The sequence below is a fragment of the Marivirga tractuosa DSM 4126 genome (assembly GCF_000183425.1).
Lineage (GTDB): Bacteria > Bacteroidota > Bacteroidia > Cytophagales > Cyclobacteriaceae > Marivirga > Marivirga tractuosa.
Window position 1 is genome coordinate 2120509 of sequence record NC_014759.1, and the last position, 17762, is coordinate 2138270.

The window sequence follows — 17762 nt, forward strand, 5'->3', positions numbered from 1 at the left end:
TTATTTTAATTCTGCCAATACTTTTTTCAATCGAGCCATTGCTTCTTTCAATTCATCATCGGAAGCCGCATAAGAAATCCTTATACAATTAGGCGCACCAAAGGCTGTTCCCGTCACCACTGAAACATTGGCTTTCTTCAGAATGTAAATTGCCAATTCATCAGCATTTTTCACTTTAGTTTCTCCATCAGATTTTCCAAAGAAATTGCTGATATCAGGGAAAATATAAAAAGCTCCTTTTGGCACATTAGTCACCACCCCTGGCATTTCTTTCAATAAATCGAGCATCATATCCCTGCGCTTATGGTATGTTTTGGTCATATCCATCGTTGGCTTTAAATCTTCTGTAATGGCAGCCAAGGCCGCTCTTTGTGCAATAGAAGAATTACCTGAAGTAATTTGCCCTTGAATTTTAGTGGCCGCTTTTGCTATTGGCAATGGAGCAGAAATATAACCTACTCTCCAGCCTGTCATGGCAAATCCTTTGGAGAAACCATTTATGGTAATGGTTCTCTCTGCCATTCCTGGTAAAGATGCCATACTCACATGACCTTCATTTCCGAAGTTGATGTGCTCATAAATTTCATCAGACATTACAACTATATTGTCATATTGCCTTAAAACCATTGCCAATTTCTCTAATTCTTCTTTGGAGAATACGCTTCCTGTAGGGTTGCATGGAGAAGAATAAAGTACAGCTTTTGTATTATCGGTAATAGCATCTTTTAATTGCTCTGCAGTGGGCTTGAAATCGTTTTCCAAAGTCCCTGTTACATAAACAGGTGTTGCCCCCGCTAGCTTAACTAACTCAGTGTAACTCACCCAAAATGGTGCAAATACAATAACCTCATCCCCTGGGTTTAATAGAGACAACATTAAATTGGCTATGGATTGTTTAGCACCATTTGATACTACTATTTGGTCGGGAGAACTTGGAATTCCATTTTCCTTTTCCAATTTATTAGCAATCGCTTCACGTAAATCTTGATAACCTGAAACAGGTGGATATGCAAAATATTTCTCGCTATCAATTGCCTTTTTAGCTGCTTCTTGAATATGCTTAGGCGTTTTAAAGTCAGGTTCTCCCAAACTCAAACTAATAATATCAATCCCTTGAGATTTTAATTCTCTCGCTTTAGCCGCCATCGCTAAAGTTGCAGATTCAGACATATTCTTGATGCGATCGCTTATTGGATAGTTCATAATGTATATGTTATTACTTTATTGCATGAAATTCAGAGGTAAATTGGATAACAGGCTAATTTCACCACCAATTTCATTGATTTTTTAATTCAGCGCTAAAATTAAGTAATTAGCTATTGATGTGCTAATTTTTCAATTGACAAATCATTAGATCAATTGACAATTAATGCTTACTAACTACGAGCTGGGAAGCTAGTACCAGCTCGGGTACTATAAGGTCGTTCCTACGGAACTTAAGGGAGTACATTGATTAGAGTTACCATAAGTCCGTCCCGCTGGGACATGTAAAAGCACCCTGAAGTTTTAGTTTAATAATATGAAATCAGATGTTTAGCAACGTAATATTCATTTCACAATTGTATATAGTCTTGAGAGCCACAGTATTTCAGGCTCCATAGGGGCTGAATAACGGTAATTATCACCTAAAAACTGCCTCTCCAAGCTCCGTAGGAGCGACCTTAATTGATCTGCTTTGGTTTTAAATAAAAAAATAGCCTGCAATTTCTCCATCGCAGGCTATTTAATCAATAATTAATCTCTATTTCAAGAAGCGTCTCCTGCTTCTAAAGTAACTGTTCTTTCAACAGGATTAAATGGACTAGGAATTAATTCTCCTTTTGCATCTAATAATTCTAACTTAATAGACATTTCGCCCATTTCCGCTCCTTCTATGAAATATGGCTGCCATTTATCGAGCATAAATTCTTCACCATTGATAGTGGCTCTTACTTTATTTCCTTCTTCAGAAAGCTCAGTATTCAATAAGTAGAAGTCTAACAATACTTTTTGAGCATCTTTTCCAGTATAAGTTCCTTTCGGACGGCTATAAAACATATGAGGGTCTGATAAATCAGCTATTTCCTGACCGCTTGGTTCTTTACCTACAGTAAACTGACGAATATTCGCTGCTCCATAACTCTTAACACTTTCGTGATATGAGCGAGACAAGAAAGATAAAGCTACATAATGACCTTCTTCCAAATTTTTGGTGAATTCTGATTCGTAATGTGCTGAATACGGTTGGTTATTCAATATCAAGTGAATATGCTGACCTTTTGGTGAATTCGCACAATTTTTAACATCAGCATCAATTGTCTGGGTTGCTAATTCATAATTCTTTACATTGTAAGAAAACTTAACAGCACCGGGCTCTAAATTGGTTTCATTTTCCATTGGAGACAACATCTCCAACATAGAATCATCAAATTCTGGGGATTCTACCGGTGTCAAACTAATAGAAGAAACTGATTCTTCTGTTTTTTCTTCCATTGATTTATCTTCTGTTTCGGCTTTTTCTTCTTTATTTCCGGTGCTACAAGCAAAAATTGCCGTCATCGCAAATAAAATACTAAATCTTATAGTGGCTTTTTTCATGGTTTTATGTTTTTTGTTTTATTTTACTTTACTAAAGTGTACTAAGGTAGTGTGAATATGTTACACTATCAACTCAATAAACCTCGATACTGTTATGAGCAAAAAATTATATGATGAAATCCCTTCCTTAAATTTGGAAGATTTCACAAATGGAACGGAAGAAACTAAAGCGCAATTTGTAAAAGAATTAGGTGAAGCTTACAATAACATAGGATTTGTAGCCATAAAAGGACATTACCTTAGTAATGAGTTAAGCCAGAAACTTTATGCAGCTGTTGAGAAATTCTTCAACTTAAGCACAGAGCAGAAGAAAGCTTACGAAAAAGAAGAGCTCGCCGGGCAAAGAGGGTATACAAGTAAAGGAAAAGAGCAGGCAAAGGGCCATAAAGTACCCGATTTAAAAGAATTTTATCAAGTAGGGCAATTTGTCCCAGATGATCATGAGTTGAAGAAAGAGTATCCCGACAACTTATGGCCTTCAGAAGTGCCAGAATTAGCCGAATTAGCCAAAGACGCTTATCAAAAACTAGAAAAAACTGGTTTTGAAATGTTAAGAGCCATTGCGATTTACTTAGGCCTAGACGAGAATTATTTTGATTCTGAAGTGACCTACGGAAACAGTATTTTACGTGCAATCCACTATCCACCGATTGAAAATCCCGAAGATTTGCCAGAAGATGCAGTAAGGGCAGCTCAGCATGGTGATATTAATTTGATTACATTGTTGATGGGAGCTAGTGCTGATGGATTACAGGTTTTAAGAAGAGATGGTGAATGGATTCCAATTACTGCATTACCTAATCAATTGGTGGTGAATGTAGGTGATATGTTGGCAAGATTGACCAATGACAAATTGAAATCTACAATACACAGGGTGGTGAATCCGGCTAAAGAGCAAATGAAGTCTTCTCGATACAGTATTCCATTTTTTATGCATCCTAAATCGAGTATGGACTTAACTTGTTTAGATAGTTGCGTAGATACCGATAACCCTAAAAAATATGAAGATATGTCAGCAGGAGAGTTTTTAGCGGAAAGATTAGCAGAAATTGGGTTGCTGAAAAAATAATTAGTGGTTAGAAATATTCGATATCTAATCTACTTAAAGGATATTTTAATCCTGTCTCTCACCACATTTGGGGGTGCTACTGCTCATTTTGCGTATTTTTTAGATCATTTGGTTTATAAAAGAGGCTATTTAACTGAAAAAGAATTGATAGAAATGAATGCCCTGTGTCAAATGTTGCCGGGGCCTTCTTCTACCCAAATCTTAACCGGTTTAGCAGTAAAAATTGGAGGAGCACCTTTTGCTTTTTTAACCTTATTTGTCTGGGCCATTCCAGGAGTTGCTTTAATGACTGGTTTTGGGATTTTAATGTCGAATATAGATGAAAAAGAATTATCTACCCACTTTTTAACCTTTGTACAACCTATAGCCGTTGGTTTTGTGGCCGCTGCAGCATATCGGATTGTAAAAAAGGTTATTCATACTAAAACAAGCGTGATTTTATTGGTAATATCTGCAGCTATATCGGTTTGGATTAATTCACCATATTTATTTCCTGCATTGATTTTAGCAGGTGGCTTTATTACCGCTTTTAAATATAAATCCCAACCAATAGAAGAAAAAGAGAAAATCAAAATTAGATGGACTGCTTTAATCATTTGGATTAGCGCTTTGATTTTAATTGCCTTAATTGGTTTATATACTCAATCTTTACCTATCCGACTACTAGAGAATTTCTACAGGAACGGAAGTTTGATTTTTGGCGGAGGTCAGGTATTGATCCCATTTTTATATACAGAGTTTGTTGATTTTAAAGACTATCTCTCTTCATCAGAATTTTTGAGCGGTTTTGCTATTGCACAAGCTATTCCTGGCCCTACTTTTTCATTCGCCAGCTATATTGGGGCACTCTCAATGCGGGAATATGGCGTTTGGGGCGAAATCTTAGGTGGCTTTTTAGCAGCGGTAGGAATATTTGTACCAGGTACTTTAATGATGATTTTCTTAATCAGGTTCTGGGATCAGCTGAAAAAATTCAGAATCATCAAAGCCTCCTTGGAAGGGATTACGGCAGTCAGTTCTGGGATGGTGGTTGCCGCAATATTCTTATTATTTGAACCTGTACAAGCAAACTTATTAAATTTTAGCTTGATAATTGGAACGCTAGCCATCTTGCTTTTTACGAAGATTCCAGCTCCTTATGTGGTATTGATTGGGTTGCTAGCTGGGTTTTTGTTGGGGTGAAATAAATATTTGAGATTTTATATCTTAATAATGATAGTAAACCCCAAAAATATTTATAAGTACTTTTTAGATCTATTTAGCTTTTGAATCTTTATTATCACGATTAATCAACTCTAATTCCTCTGGGCTGAGTGAGACATGAGATGCATTTTTCCAAAACTCGCTTTGATAGTCAGTTCCATTTTTAGCAATAGATTTTTTTCGATATCTATCACCCCAACTAATGCTCTCTTGATTTTCGGATGGTTTTAGGATACTTAGGTCATTGATAAAAGTATTGGTTTGATCTATTTTCTTATCATTAAAAAGCCTCATTTCGACATTCATCCTCACATAATCCAACATTAAATTATCCTCAATCGCCCTATATTTTACTGTAACTCGATAATCCTTTATTTTTGATTTCATAATTACAGCATTTACAACCTTCATATTTTCTATGGAAATAGGATGCAACTGAAACTGAAGGTAAGAAATCGTGGAATCACCCTTATTCACTAAAATCTTACCATTACTATAAGTGTCACTATCGGGTTTCTTTGGGCTAGCCAGAATAGTAATAAAAGACTCTCCATCTTTAATGGAATAATTATAGTTGTCAAACTTATTTACGTTTAGAAAACGACTAACCCTGCTAGGATCAGTATAAGAAAGTGCACTTTCAAAACCTATAGGTGCTACTAGAGATAAATCAATTTCTTCACTCGTTTCTAAATTTACAGCTCTACTTTCCAGTAAGCTTGCTTCTATATTTAAATCACCCCTTTTCTCCTCCAGATAAAACTGCATAGAACCATCTGCAAATGAAATATACTTGTCATTCTCTAAAGTAAACTCCTTATAGTAAGCATCATATTTGACAGGCAACTTTAATTTCCTTTCTGTATTGACCACAATATCTTTTAAAAATTGTTCTACTGTCGTTTCTGCATAGACCACCACCTCATCTAACACAAAATCTTGCGGCTTGATATATACCGTGTCTTTTAAATCTTTGGAGATTGAAAAAGCTGTGGTTTCATAATTCACATGATGGACAAATAGAGAGTCATTTTTTTGCCATGATTGTGGTATTTCAAATAATCCATTACTATTACTTATGGCATTTGTATATTGTAATGCACTATTTAATATTAATGCACTTTCAATTGGCTGCTTGTTTTCATTATCCCAAAGAATAAGCGTTCTATTTTGACCATTCGATTCTTGAACTAAAACTGAAAAGCAAATAATTAAGATTATTGTAATTGGTTTCATTTGGGTTAATAGTTAGTTAATAAAGTTCAGCTAATAAACTTACAAAAGTTTAGATTATTATATTGGTAAGTTACTTTCTGCATGATTAATTAGATATTTCAAATTAGCTTCCCTTCCGTTCACTTCAAAATCTACATCAGCCCCATGAACTAACGGCACAATATCATCACCATGCCCAAAAGGAAAATTAAACCCAATCGGGTAATCATAATCTTGACAATGAAACACAAGTATTTCCTCCACTGATTGCCCATAAATGGATTTATCTTCAGATAGATTCGTGAATTGACCAACTACTAGTCCAGCTAAATCCTTTAATTTACAAGCCCTTTTTAATTGCAGGAGCATTCGGTCAATATGATATAATGGTTCCGCTACTTCTTCTAAAAAAAGAACTTTACCAGCATAATCTAATTCTGTTGGCGTTCCAATTTGATGAACCAATAGGGATAAGTTCCCTCCTATTAACTGCCCACTTGCTTTTCCCGGCTTATGAAAAGTACTTTCAGCCTGTAAATTACTAATATCACCAGATAAAGATTCAATTAATTTGTTCTGATAAGCTCCTGACAGTTTTGGAAATCCTTGCAGTACACTGGCATGTAAAGAAGAAAATCCATTTTGAAATGCGGCATTTAAAAGTGCCGTGATATCGCTAAAGCCAATTATCCATTTTGGATTTTCCTTAAACTGTGTCCAGTCCAAAGCATCAATGATATGAGTAATACCAAAACCACCTCTGGCACAATATATGGCTTTTGCTTCAGTATGATCTAAAGCAAATTGCAAATCAGAAAGTCGCTCTTGATGTCTTGCTCCAAATTTGAAATGAGCATTAAAGGTATTGGGTGTGAATTCAATTCTATAACCTGCTCTTTTTAAACCATTTGCTCCTCCTACGACCAAAGCTTCGTCCACTACTCCAGACGGGCTAATTACTAGAATTAAATCATTCTTTTTTAGAAAAGTTGGTTTTAAACTCATATTGTTGGAAATAAAAAAGCCCCGAATAAATTCGAGGCTAATTTCACTAAATTTCTTCTAAATAGAAATTTAAAATATGTTCAATGATGATTATTCATCAGTTGCTGAGGCATCTGGTGCTTCAACGCCTAATTTATTTAAAACTAACTCTGAAATATCACCAGCATCTTCGTCAGAAATATATAATAAAGCTTCTGCTCTTAATACATGAGTGTAGCCATTCTCTTCTGCAACTTTGTCAATTGCATTTTGAATTTTCTCATATAAAGGCTGATACAATTCTTGCTGTTTACGTGCAATAGATTGCTCGGCATCTTGCTGAAACTTTTGCAGAGATTGCTGCAACCCTTGTAATTCCTGCTCTTTTTGCGCTCTAACCTGTTCGGTCATCGTTGGTGCATTTTGCTGATATTCAGCTACTTGAGCCTGAAAATCTTGGTATTTCTGCTGAATTGAATTTGAAAATTGCTTTTCATATGCTTCAACTTGAGATTGTACCTCTTTAGATTCTGGCATTAAGCTCAAAACATAATCAGCATTTGTAAATCCTATTTTCGTCTCTTGGGCACTTGCTGTATAAAATAAGCCCAAAGCTAAAATTAATATTAATCCCTTTTTCATCTGTCTATTTTTACTTTACTAATTTTTATTTAAATCGTTTTCGTCAATTAATCCAAGTTCTTCTAAAACCAAGTCTGTATAATCATGCACTGGGTCCGTATAAATCATTATAAGTTCCCCTGCCTTATCAAATACAATTTGTAATCTTTCCTTTTTTGCGACAACTTCAACTGCTTCAAAGACTTTATCTTGCACAGGTTTCACCAATTCTTTCTTTTTCAGAAAAAGCAAGCCATCAAATCCAAAAACTTTGTTCTGGTATTCCTCCACTTCCTTTTCTTTCTTTTCGATTTCGGCTAAGCGTTCATCTTTCAATTCCTTTGTCAAAAGAACTTCCTCAGCTTTTAATTCCGCATACATTGACTCTATTTCTTTCCGCATGGTTTTTATTTCATTTTGCCATGCTGAGGTCAATGCATTAATTTCTTCTTTAGCCTCTTTATATTCTGGCATTTTGCTCAGAATGAATTTTGAATCAACATATCCAAACTTTTGAGCAGCCGCAATTTGCGAAACCAAACTTAAAATTACAATTGTTATAATGACATTAACAAATCTCATACCAATTTATCTTTGTTGATTACCAATTGTAAAGTGAATTTGTCCACCGCTTGCTGTATTGGTACCTGGTGCGTTATCAAATCCATAACCCCAGTCGATACCGATTGTACCAAATGCAGGCATGAAAATTCTAGCTCCTACACCAGCGGATCTCTTTAAATCATATGGATTATAATCATCAAAACCAGTCCATGTATTTCCTGCTTCCCCAAAGCCTAGAACATAAATTGTTGCAGAAGGATTTAAGGAAATTGGATACCGCATCTCCATAACAAATTTGTTGTATATAGTTCCTCCAGAAACTGGTCGCACATCCACTTGACCATCTTCAAAGCTTCGTACTAATTCAGTAGGACGTAGTGAATTATCCTCATACCCCCTTAGAGCTATGATATCACTACCTAAAATAAAGCCTTGGCCACCTGCCAAACCAGAGCCACCCAAAATAAATCTTTCAAAAGGGCCAACTCCAACCTTATCACCATAACTAGCTATAATTCCGAAATTAGCTCTAGTATTAATAACCAAATCACCAACAACTTGATTAAAGAAGGAGGCATCAAACATCCACTTATTGAATTCTAAGAAATTGATACTTTGCTCGAATGAAAGCTTACTATAATCTTTATCGCTCAACAAACTATATGGTGGAGTTAAAGAAACTGCCAGACTAATATTTGAACCACTTCTTGGGAAAATAGGATTATCAATACTATTACGAGCAATAGTGGTCTTGAAATTAAAATTATTGGACTCACAATTAGAACACCCAATTTGACCTCCAAATCTTAAAGAGTTATTCAACGAATACCGCGAATACTCTAAGGAATTGGCTAAAGTAAAATAGTTATCTGGCCATTTAAGTCTTCTAGACAAACTAACAAATCCTCTAAAGATTTTGAAAGAACCGGATATTCCTGACCTTGGATTTCTAAAGTCTACAAACTCTCCTTGGTTAGAAAAACTACCCCCAATGGTTAAGGCATTAGGCTTTTTACCTCCAAGCCATGGCTCAGTAAAAGATGCATTATAACTTTGATATTGCCTTCCGTTAGCCTGGAATTGCAATGAAAGCACCTGGCCATCTCCCACAGGAAGTGGATCCCAGTTTCCAAAATCTAAGAAGTTATTTATAGAGAAATTATTAAAAGTTACTCCGAGGCTACCAACGAAACCGATGAATCCACCCCAACCACCTGAAAGTTGAATTTGATCATTTGAAACTTCCTCTAATTCCCAATTGATATCAACTGTTCCATCATTAGGATTCGGCACTGGAGTAGGATTTACTGTTTCAGGGTTGAAATAGCCCAATTGAGATAACTCTCTTTGTGTTCTAATTAATTTTTGACGACTAAATTTTTCACCCGGTATAGTTCTTAACTCCCTTAACACCACGTGATCATTAGTTCTGGTATTACCTGAAATCGTAACCTTGTTGATAGTAGCTTGCGCACCTTCGTAAATTCTTAATTCTAAATCAATAGAGTCTTGATCCACATTAACCTCAACAGGAGTCACATTAAAGAATAAATATCCATTGTCCATATACAATGAACTTATGTCATTACCGCTGGGGTCGTAATTAAGCTTACGATTAATTTTCTCTAAATTATAAACATCGCCTTTATCGATATTCAACACAGTACTTAATACCTCATCGTTGTAAGTGAAATTTCCTGTCCAATTGATATCTCTGAAATAATATCTTTGTCCTTCATGTATACCAATTTCAATGGAGATATTGTTTCCTTCATCAAAAATACTATCGTAAGTGATTTCAGCATCACGATAACCTTTGCTGTTATAAAAATCAATAATTGAGTTTTTGTCCCCCTCATAATCAGCTCTTACTAGTTTAGATGACTTAAAGAAATTAATATTTACGTGCTCTCCAAAGTAATCTAATGCTCTTGATAACCCTACTGAATCTTGCTTTGCAAAAAACCTGAACCAATGCTTAGGTTTGGAATGGATAGCCCTACTAACAATATCTTCAAATAATGTAAATCGTAACCTTTCTCTAGTATTTTTAAGTTTACCTTTAATTCTTCGGTCACCAAAAGCAGAATTTCCAACAATATATAAGTCTTCAATTTTCACTTTTTTCTTTTTGTCAATATTGAAAACGAGTTCTACACCATTGGACACCAGCTCGTCTGTTTCTTGAACTGAAGAAACTTCCACATTTAAATACCCCTTACCTCTAAAATATTTTTTTATATTCAGCTCTGCATTTTTAATAGATGCATCAGTTAAAATTCTGCCTTTTACCAGGCTGAGCTCATCAGAAATTTCAGATTCTTTGGATTTTTTTATTCCATTGAACCTATACCTAGTAAGCCTAGGTCTTTCTGTCAATTCTAAGATTAGTTTGATTTTACCTTCAGAAACAATTTCGTAATTCACTTCGATGTTTGCAAACAACCCCTGCTTCCACATCTTTTTTATTGCAAAAGAAATCTCATCTCCTGGAATATTAATTCGATCCCCTACTCTGATTCCGGTTATAGCAATTACTGCCCCTTCATCAAGGTATTGCAACCCATTAGTCACCACTTCGGTAACTTCATATTTCCTAGGTTTACTGTAATCAAGAGATGGATTGATTTGCGCCACCATTACCTGCGATGTGAGCAGGAATATAATTAACATTAATAAATTTCGTATCATTCACTTATTACTTTTCCGAATCTTCTTTCTCTAGTTTGATAGTTGCGCAATGCGTTTATTAAATGTTCTTTTCTGAAATCCGGCCAAAGGACTTCGGTAATATAAATTTCGCTGTAAGCTAATTGCCATAGCATGAAATTACTGATTCTAAATTCACCACTAGTCCTTATTAATAACTCAGGATCAGGTATACCAGCTGTTGATAAAAAACTTTCAAAGTTTGAATCTGTCAAATCTTTATCTGACATCTCACCATTCTTGCAAGCGACTAAAGCTTTTTTACATGCTTGGGTTATATCCCATTTACCGCTGTAATTCAATGCCAAAATCAAATTTAGCCCCTTGTTTTGAGCAGTTTGTTCTTTAGCTGCTTTTAACTCATTAAAGCATTTACCTGGTAAATTCTCTATATCGCCAATGGAAGATAACTTTACATCATTTTTCATCAGCGTTTTCATTTCACTTTTGATAGTAGAAACCAACAATTGCATCAAAGCATCTACTTCATTTTTCGGTCTTCCCCAATTTTCAGTAGAGAAAGCATAAAGACTTAAATGAGAAATTCCTAGTTCAGCACAGCCTTCAACAGTATCACGAACTGCTTTAATAGCATTTTTATGACCAAACACTCTTGCCGCACCTTGCTTTTTAGCCCATCGCCCATTACCGTCCATGATAACGGACACATGCTTTGGTAAATTGTTTTTATCCAAATTTTTTTCCATCTACAATCTGCTGCTCGAAATAAGAGCGCAAGGTACAAAATTCATTGTTATTACTAAACCTATGAGGAAAATCAAGCGTTATTTTTTTAAAGGAACTGGGCAATCCACTCCCCAAAAAGTGTAGCTTAGCGTAAGACCAGTAAAATAATACCAATCATTATCATTCCAATCACCATACTGAAAATTAGAATTTCTTTTATCGGTGATTTCCTGCCGGGAAATATTATCTAAGTAATCAAAAAACAATTTCCTGGCAGAAAACTCAAAATTAATAGTCCAAAGTGGACTTAAACTATATTTAATACCACCACCAAATGGGATCATCAATTGGATGTCACTATAAGTAGCATTTTTCTCTGCTCTGTTAATTAATAAGAAGCCAGCACCTACTGAAAGATAAGGGGTGAAATCAACCAAGGCTTTGTCTGATCTGAAATCTAAGAACTCATAATTAGCCTGACCTGAAATCTCAGTCAAAAAGTCTCTGAAAGCAGCATTTCTTACTTGGGCTTGCGGATCAATAGGATTTTGATCACTCCCCTTTATTCTGCCGGCAGCAAAATTTAACTTGGCACTCCACCCATCTTTGAAATTCCGGACATAAAATAAGTTCCCTGCTATCGTTTGATTTGTGATATTATAGGTACGGATAAGATCTCCAGTGTAATTAAAACTAGCTATGCCTCCTCCAAATTCCTTCGATTGGGAAAAAGCATCTTGGCCAAAGCTGAAGATCATTATAACTAAAAAAGGAAAGCTTAAATGCTTTCCTTTACGGAAAAACATTTTCATCATAAATTATCTAAACTTTGCACCTCTAACGAATCCACCGCCCATAATGTATGTAACAGAGATATTTGTTACAATATAAATATCGTTGTCATTTTGATTTCCTCTATTATTCCTTCTAACATCATCATTTCCAATTCCAGCTGCTTTTCCGTATCCAGCAGCACGACTCCAAGTAAAGTCTGGGTTTAAAGCAGTATTGTAGGTGGAAATTCTTGAAGTATAAATTGCTGGCAATATATTTTCGTTGAAGGTTTGAGCATCAAACTGATTCGACTTATCGGACATTGCCATTGCTAAGGCCGCATTCGGATCAGTAGACGGATCGCCAAAACCAGAAAGGTCTACATATTCACCACTAACATCATCAAGGTAATCAGTGAAAGTATGTCTATAACCTATTTCTAAAGCAATATCTAGATTATTAGTAAGCTTATATCTTGCACCAATCCCTACTGGTAAAACGATTTGTATTCGGCTGTAAGGTTGAGGTAATTCCTTTTCGTATAAATCTTGATACTCCGCTCTAGTTTCAGCATCAAAAAATTGTCCTTCTGTTCCTAAATCTCGCAAGCTTACCCATTGCCCAGCTTGTTCCAATTCATAGTAGCGCGGTGAACTCCCCCCAAGGAAATCAATTGGGTTATCAACCAGGTATGGGTCTCTTGTGAAATACTGAGGGGCAAGTCCCTTTGGATTATGATAGATTACACCAACACCAAAAAAAGCATATATATTTAATGGAGGTCTTGAAGAAAATCTTCCACCATGCTTAAACAAATCTAATTGACCTTGGAACGAAAGTTCAAAAATATCATTTCTAAAATCTAAATTTCTTAAATATCGATTCGCATTTTCTGCTGTAAAGTTGCTTGTACCTACTGTTTCTGTATCAGAAGCATTCAGCCTACCCCACATGAAATTCACTTTCCAGCTGTATCTATCTCCAAATTTTTGCTTTAAAAACAAATTCACACCTGGGCGAGTAAAGGAAATATCAGTACTTAATGTGGTAGGTCTTGGTGCAATTTCACCAAAATAATTTAAGGCATTAATCCCACCTCCGAAGGCGAAGTATGATATTTCAGGATTGAAAAGTCTTTTAGATCCTGAAAAAGAACCTATTTTCCGATTGCCTCTTCTCCTTTTATTCTTACCTCCGAAAAGCTGGGCATCGGCAAAATCTGGCATTATCATCATTGCCGACATCACGATTGAAAAGCTAAGTATTAGTTTTTTCATATATACTTCAGTTCTTTACTTAAAGAGCAAAAATAACACAAATAATTTAAATATATGGTACTCAATTCCTTAAATCTAAGCCCCAATTTAATTTTTGCCTAAGTGTATCAAAATAGTTCAACTGATCAAACGTAATCAATTTGGCTTTAAAATCCCCTTTTCTCACTGACATTTTGATGGAAGAATCGACAGAATGGGATTTTGAATCGAGGGACACCAAGAATTTGTTGCTGCGACCTTCAATTTTAAACGAAATCACGCTTTGATCTGAAACAATTAAGGGCCTAACATTCAGGTTGTGAGCACTTACTGGCGTAATCACAAAATTATTGGAATGAGGGAGAATTATTGGCCCACCACAACTCAAGGAATATCCCGTTGATCCGGTAGGAGTTGCCACAATTAGCCCATCTGCCCAATAAGAATTTAAATATTCTCCATCTACATACGTATGAACTGTAATCATGGATGAGGAATCCGTTTTCAGAATTGCTAATTCATTTAAGGCAAATGGCTTTTCGCCAAATACTTTTGAGTCTGTTTCTAAATGTATTAATGCTCGGCTGTCAATCTTATAGTTTTTATTTAATAAATCTGACAAAGCCTTATCTATTTTATCTTTTGGTGTGGTAGCTAAAAACCCTAGTCTACCGGTATTAATTCCTAAAATTGGGGTTTCTAATTCCCCAACATAATTTACTGCCTCCAGCAGTGTACCATCTCCTCCCAAACTAATGAGGTAATCCACATTGTCAGAGGCCTGGAGTTTATTGAACTGATCAAAATTAGAATATTGTGGAAAAGCTTCTTTAAATTTTTTAGCAAAAAGTTGAGAAACAATAAGTTCGGTATTTGAAGCTTCTAGGTAATCCACAACTTTTTTGATATGCGGCTTCACCTCATCGTTAAATACTTTGCCGTGAAGTGCAATTTTAACTGGATTAGGCATCTAAATATCTCATTAACATATCCAAGCGTTCTTTCTCGTTGGATACTGATTTCACTTCCTGATATTTGGCTATTACTTTATAGCCAAAACGCTCTAAAGTGGCGATTATATGTGTTAGATCTACTTTATTGATTTTTAAGGTCAATCTAAATTTAGTCGGTTCATTCTTATCAATATTCAAGCTAGAACCCATTATCTGAGCCTCATTTGATTCAATTAAACGACTTATTTCACTCAGGGAATAATCTGATTGATTCATCGACAAAACAATCACACCACCCTCGCTTTGAATAGATGCAGACTGTGAAAAAATGGATAATGCATCCGACAACACTACCACACCCAAATATTCATTTTCGGAATTAAGGACTACTACGCACTCAAAATCAAAATCAGTTGCTTTTTTTACGGCTTGATAAGCATGCTGATAATCAAAAACGAAGCAATCATCTCCTTTTAACATAAAGTCAGCTGCTTTAGCATCAACATTGTTATGATCAATTATCATATCTTCCGTCAAGAAACCCAAGAATTTCTTATCCTGAATAACAGGAAGCGCATGAAGCCTCAATTCTTCCATCCAAACCAATGCTTTGGCTGCATCATCAGTCACCTTAAGAGGTGGGATCATATCGTTTATCAAATCTATTGTCATGCTGTTGTTACAAGTTCAGTATTTTTCAACCAATCATCCAAATAATTGTTAAAAATCTCCGGATGTTCCATCATGGGAGCATGGCAACATTTATCAATAAATTTCAAAGTAGTATTAGGGATCAATTTATCAAATTCATGCGCAACCATCGGTGGGGTTATGGTATCATTTAAGCCCCACACCAATAAAGTTGGTGCAGTAATTTTCTTGATTTCTTCTCGCATGTTATGTCTTTGAGCCGATTTGGCGATAGCAACAATCCGCATACATTTCGGGATACTTTTAGTTGTTTCAAAAACTTCATCTACTAATTCCTTTGTTGCTGTTTTAGGATCGTAAAAGGTGTAAGCAACTCGTTCTTGAATATAATCATAACTTCCTCTTTTAGGAAATGACCCGCCCATTGTATTCTCAAAAAGACCAGAACTGCCTGTCAATACCAAGCGCCTAATTTGTTCTGGATGTCTCAAAGTATAGATCAGTGCCACGTGTCCACCCAATGAATTCCCTATTAAGGTCATTTGATCCAAGCCTTGTTGCTCTACAAAACCTTCCACGAAATCAGTTAACGCACCTAGTCCTGCTTGTTTGATTGGCATATCATAAATAGGCAATAGAGGAATTAAAACTCTATACTCTTGAGAAAATCTATTTACCACAGCTTCCCAATTACTTAAAGCTCCGAATAACCCATGCAAAAGAACCAATGGCTCTCCCGATCCTTCATCTATATAACTATATTCTCCTTTTTTATGTATTTCCATAATCTATTTTAATTCTCTTATAATATATAATCTCCCTTGATGAAAAAAAGCACTTTTCATAAAAAACAACTTCAATTTTCATTAAACGCTAGAAGATTTATTTGGGTTAAATATATCAATTTCATTTAAACTACTACAATTTATTCTCTATTGCTTGACTTTTTTGCTTAACTAAAGAATTCCAGTTTGATAAAATTTTTAATCCATGCTCAGTAAGTGCTGCTTCAGGATGATACTGAATACCATAGATTGGAAGCAATTGATGTTTAAAAATCATGTTTTCATTTTCTTGAGTGTTCGCCAAAGGAAGCAAGATAGTATCTTCCAAACTTCCCACCACCAAGGAATGATATCTCACTGCTTGAAAGTTTTGATTTATTCCTTGAAATAATTCATCATCTAATAAAAGATGAACCCTAGATAGTTTGCCATGCATAGGTCTTATGGCTTTTATCACATCAATACCATGATGTTTGGCAATCGCCTGATGTCCTAGACATATACCAAGAATTGGTAGCTCATTTTCAAAACTCTCAATGTAGTCCATTAAAAAACCAGCTTCTTCAGGTTTTCCTGGACCGGGAGATAAAACTACTGCCGAATATTTCCTTTTATTAAGCTTTTCAGGTGCAACATCATTTCTGATAACTTCGCATTCCTCTCCCAACTGATTAAAATAATCAACCAAATTGTAGGTGAATGAATCGAAATTATCAACAATTAAAATCATGATTGATCGAATAAGAATTGAGACTTCAATTGATTGAAAACATCCTGAATAAATGGCATATAATTAGAAATTAAATCTACCACAAATGGAGCAATAGAAGCCACGATAGGATAAATATAAGTTCCTTCAGCCATTTCAGCAGAAACACTTATTTCAATTGATTCTCCCAACCAAAGTACTAAACTGACTCCAAAAGCCCATTTCAATAAGCCTATTACTGCTCCAGCAAAATTATCTAAGCCGCCTAACAAGGTCATATCCAAAATCTTTTTGACAATCTTCCCTACCAAATTCACTATCAGCAAAATTGCTATAAAAAGTAAGATAAAGGAGATAATAGGCAGGGCTTGCTCCCAATTTTGGAAATAAGGTTGTAACACTTCCATGCCAAAGTCCAATAATTTGAAAGCCCCTAGTATGGCTAAAATCAGTGCGACCAAGGAAACAATTTCCAATAACAATCCTTTTTTGAAGCCCAAATAAGCTCCAAAAAACAATGGTATCAGCAAAATAATATCGAGGGTCTTCAAGAAGCCAAGATTTCTTTAACTAATTGGGAAATCATCTTTCCATCAGCTTTACCAGCTAATTCCTTAGTAGCAACTCCCATTACTTTACCCATATCTTGTGGGCCAGAAGCACCTAACTTGGAAATAATATCTTCTAATTTTGATCTCAACTCCTGCTCAGACATTTGCTTTGGCAAATACCTTTCAATTACATCTAATTCAAATAATTCTGCTTGAGCCAGTTCCTCTCTACCATTACTCTTATAAGTGTCTGCTGATTCTCTTCTCTGTTTAGCTGCTTTCATTAATAATTTCATTTCAGCATCTTCAGTAAGGTTTTCTTCTGCGCCTTTTTCTGATTCTGCTAATAAAATCATAGACTTTACAGAACGCAATGCTTGAAGCTCTTCTTTATTTTTAGCTTTCATTGCATTTTTAATATCCGTATCAATTTGTTGTTTTAAGCTCATAGTAA

18 protein-coding genes are annotated in these 17762 nt (G+C 35.4%); 2 read left to right on the forward strand and 16 right to left on the reverse strand.

The annotated features are described in order from the left end of the window. Positions 1-1203 carry a pyridoxal phosphate-dependent aminotransferase gene (locus FTRAC_RS08870; protein WP_013453900.1) on the reverse strand — a complete coding sequence of 401 codons (1203 nt, stop codon included), beginning with the start codon at positions 1201-1203 and terminating at the stop codon, positions 1-3. Between the two features lie 543 nt (positions 1204-1746). Continuing rightward, positions 1747-2577: a hypothetical protein gene (locus FTRAC_RS08875; protein WP_013453902.1), complete on the reverse strand. Its 831-nt coding sequence runs from the start codon at positions 2575-2577 to the stop codon at positions 1747-1749. Between the two features lie 94 nt (positions 2578-2671). Here FTRAC_RS08875 and FTRAC_RS08880 point away from each other — a divergent pair, with 94 nt between their 5' ends. Both FTRAC_RS08880 and chrA read left to right on the forward strand, forming a co-directional pair. Further along, entirely contained in the window at positions 2672-3646 is a 975-nt protein-coding gene (locus FTRAC_RS08880; protein ID WP_013453903.1) for an isopenicillin N synthase family dioxygenase, read from the forward strand. Between the two features lie 3 nt (positions 3647-3649). Next, positions 3650-4828, forward strand: a complete 1179-nt coding sequence (gene chrA / locus FTRAC_RS08885; RefSeq protein ID WP_013453904.1) for a chromate efflux transporter — start codon at positions 3650-3652, stop codon at positions 4826-4828. 72 nt (positions 4829-4900) lie between these two features. Here chrA and FTRAC_RS08890 read toward each other — a convergent pair whose 3' ends face one another. The 14 genes from FTRAC_RS08890 to FTRAC_RS08955 all read right to left on the reverse strand — a co-directional run bounded on the left by FTRAC_RS08890 (position 4901) and on the right by FTRAC_RS08955 (position 17757). After that, entirely contained in the window at positions 4901-6085 is a 1185-nt protein-coding gene (locus tag FTRAC_RS08890) for a hypothetical protein (protein WP_013453905.1), read from the reverse strand. Between the two features lie 57 nt (positions 6086-6142). Continuing rightward, on the reverse strand, positions 6143-7069 hold the full coding sequence (locus FTRAC_RS08895; RefSeq protein ID WP_013453906.1) for a S66 peptidase family protein: 927 nt from the start codon (positions 7067-7069) through the stop codon (positions 6143-6145). Between the two features lie 90 nt (positions 7070-7159). Further along, positions 7160-7690, reverse strand: a complete 531-nt coding sequence (locus FTRAC_RS08900) for an OmpH family outer membrane protein (RefSeq protein ID WP_013453907.1) — start codon at positions 7688-7690, stop codon at positions 7160-7162. A gap of 18 nt (positions 7691-7708) precedes the next feature. Continuing rightward, the gene (locus tag FTRAC_RS08905; protein WP_013453908.1) at positions 7709-8251 is read right to left on the reverse strand and encodes an OmpH family outer membrane protein; all 543 of its coding nucleotides are present in this window, start codon (positions 8249-8251) and stop codon (positions 7709-7711) included. Between the two features lie 6 nt (positions 8252-8257). Beyond that, positions 8258-10924, reverse strand: a complete 2667-nt coding sequence (locus FTRAC_RS08910) for a BamA/OMP85 family outer membrane protein (RefSeq protein ID WP_013453909.1) — start codon at positions 10922-10924, stop codon at positions 8258-8260. After that, complete coding sequence (locus FTRAC_RS08915; protein ID WP_013453910.1) at positions 10921-11649, reverse strand: isoprenyl transferase; 729 nt, start codon at positions 11647-11649, stop codon at positions 10921-10923. The genes FTRAC_RS08910 and FTRAC_RS08915 overlap by 4 nt, the downstream gene beginning before the upstream one ends. Before the next feature lie 78 nt (positions 11650-11727). Next, complete coding sequence (porG, locus tag FTRAC_RS08920) at positions 11728-12444, reverse strand: type IX secretion system protein PorG (RefSeq protein ID WP_148230060.1); 717 nt, start codon at positions 12442-12444, stop codon at positions 11728-11730. Between the two features lie 3 nt (positions 12445-12447). Further along, positions 12448-13680, reverse strand: a complete 1233-nt coding sequence (locus FTRAC_RS08925) for a hypothetical protein (protein ID WP_013453912.1) — start codon at positions 13678-13680, stop codon at positions 12448-12450. 61 nt (positions 13681-13741) lie between these two features. Beyond that, positions 13742-14629: an NAD kinase gene (locus FTRAC_RS08930; RefSeq protein ID WP_013453913.1), complete on the reverse strand. Its 888-nt coding sequence runs from the start codon at positions 14627-14629 to the stop codon at positions 13742-13744. Continuing rightward, positions 14622-15284 (reverse strand): CBS domain-containing protein, encoded by a 663-nt coding sequence (locus FTRAC_RS08935; protein WP_013453914.1) that lies wholly within the window; start codon positions 15282-15284, stop codon positions 14622-14624. Before FTRAC_RS08935 ends, FTRAC_RS08930 begins: the two co-directional genes overlap by 8 nt. After that, complete coding sequence (locus tag FTRAC_RS08940) at positions 15281-16048, reverse strand: alpha/beta fold hydrolase (RefSeq protein WP_013453915.1); 768 nt, start codon at positions 16046-16048, stop codon at positions 15281-15283. Before FTRAC_RS08940 ends, FTRAC_RS08935 begins: the two co-directional genes overlap by 4 nt. 133 nt (positions 16049-16181) lie before the next feature. Further along, positions 16182-16778, reverse strand: coding sequence for an anthranilate synthase component II (locus tag FTRAC_RS08945; protein ID WP_013453916.1), 597 nt, complete (start codon positions 16776-16778; stop codon positions 16182-16184). Beyond that, positions 16775-17308, reverse strand: coding sequence for a CvpA family protein (locus FTRAC_RS08950; protein WP_013453917.1), 534 nt, complete (start codon positions 17306-17308; stop codon positions 16775-16777). Before FTRAC_RS08950 ends, FTRAC_RS08945 begins: the two co-directional genes overlap by 4 nt. After that, positions 17305-17757 (reverse strand): GatB/YqeY domain-containing protein, encoded by a 453-nt coding sequence (locus FTRAC_RS08955; protein WP_013453918.1) that lies wholly within the window; start codon positions 17755-17757, stop codon positions 17305-17307. The genes FTRAC_RS08950 and FTRAC_RS08955 overlap by 4 nt, the downstream gene beginning before the upstream one ends. Between the last annotated feature and the right edge of the window lie 5 nt (positions 17758-17762).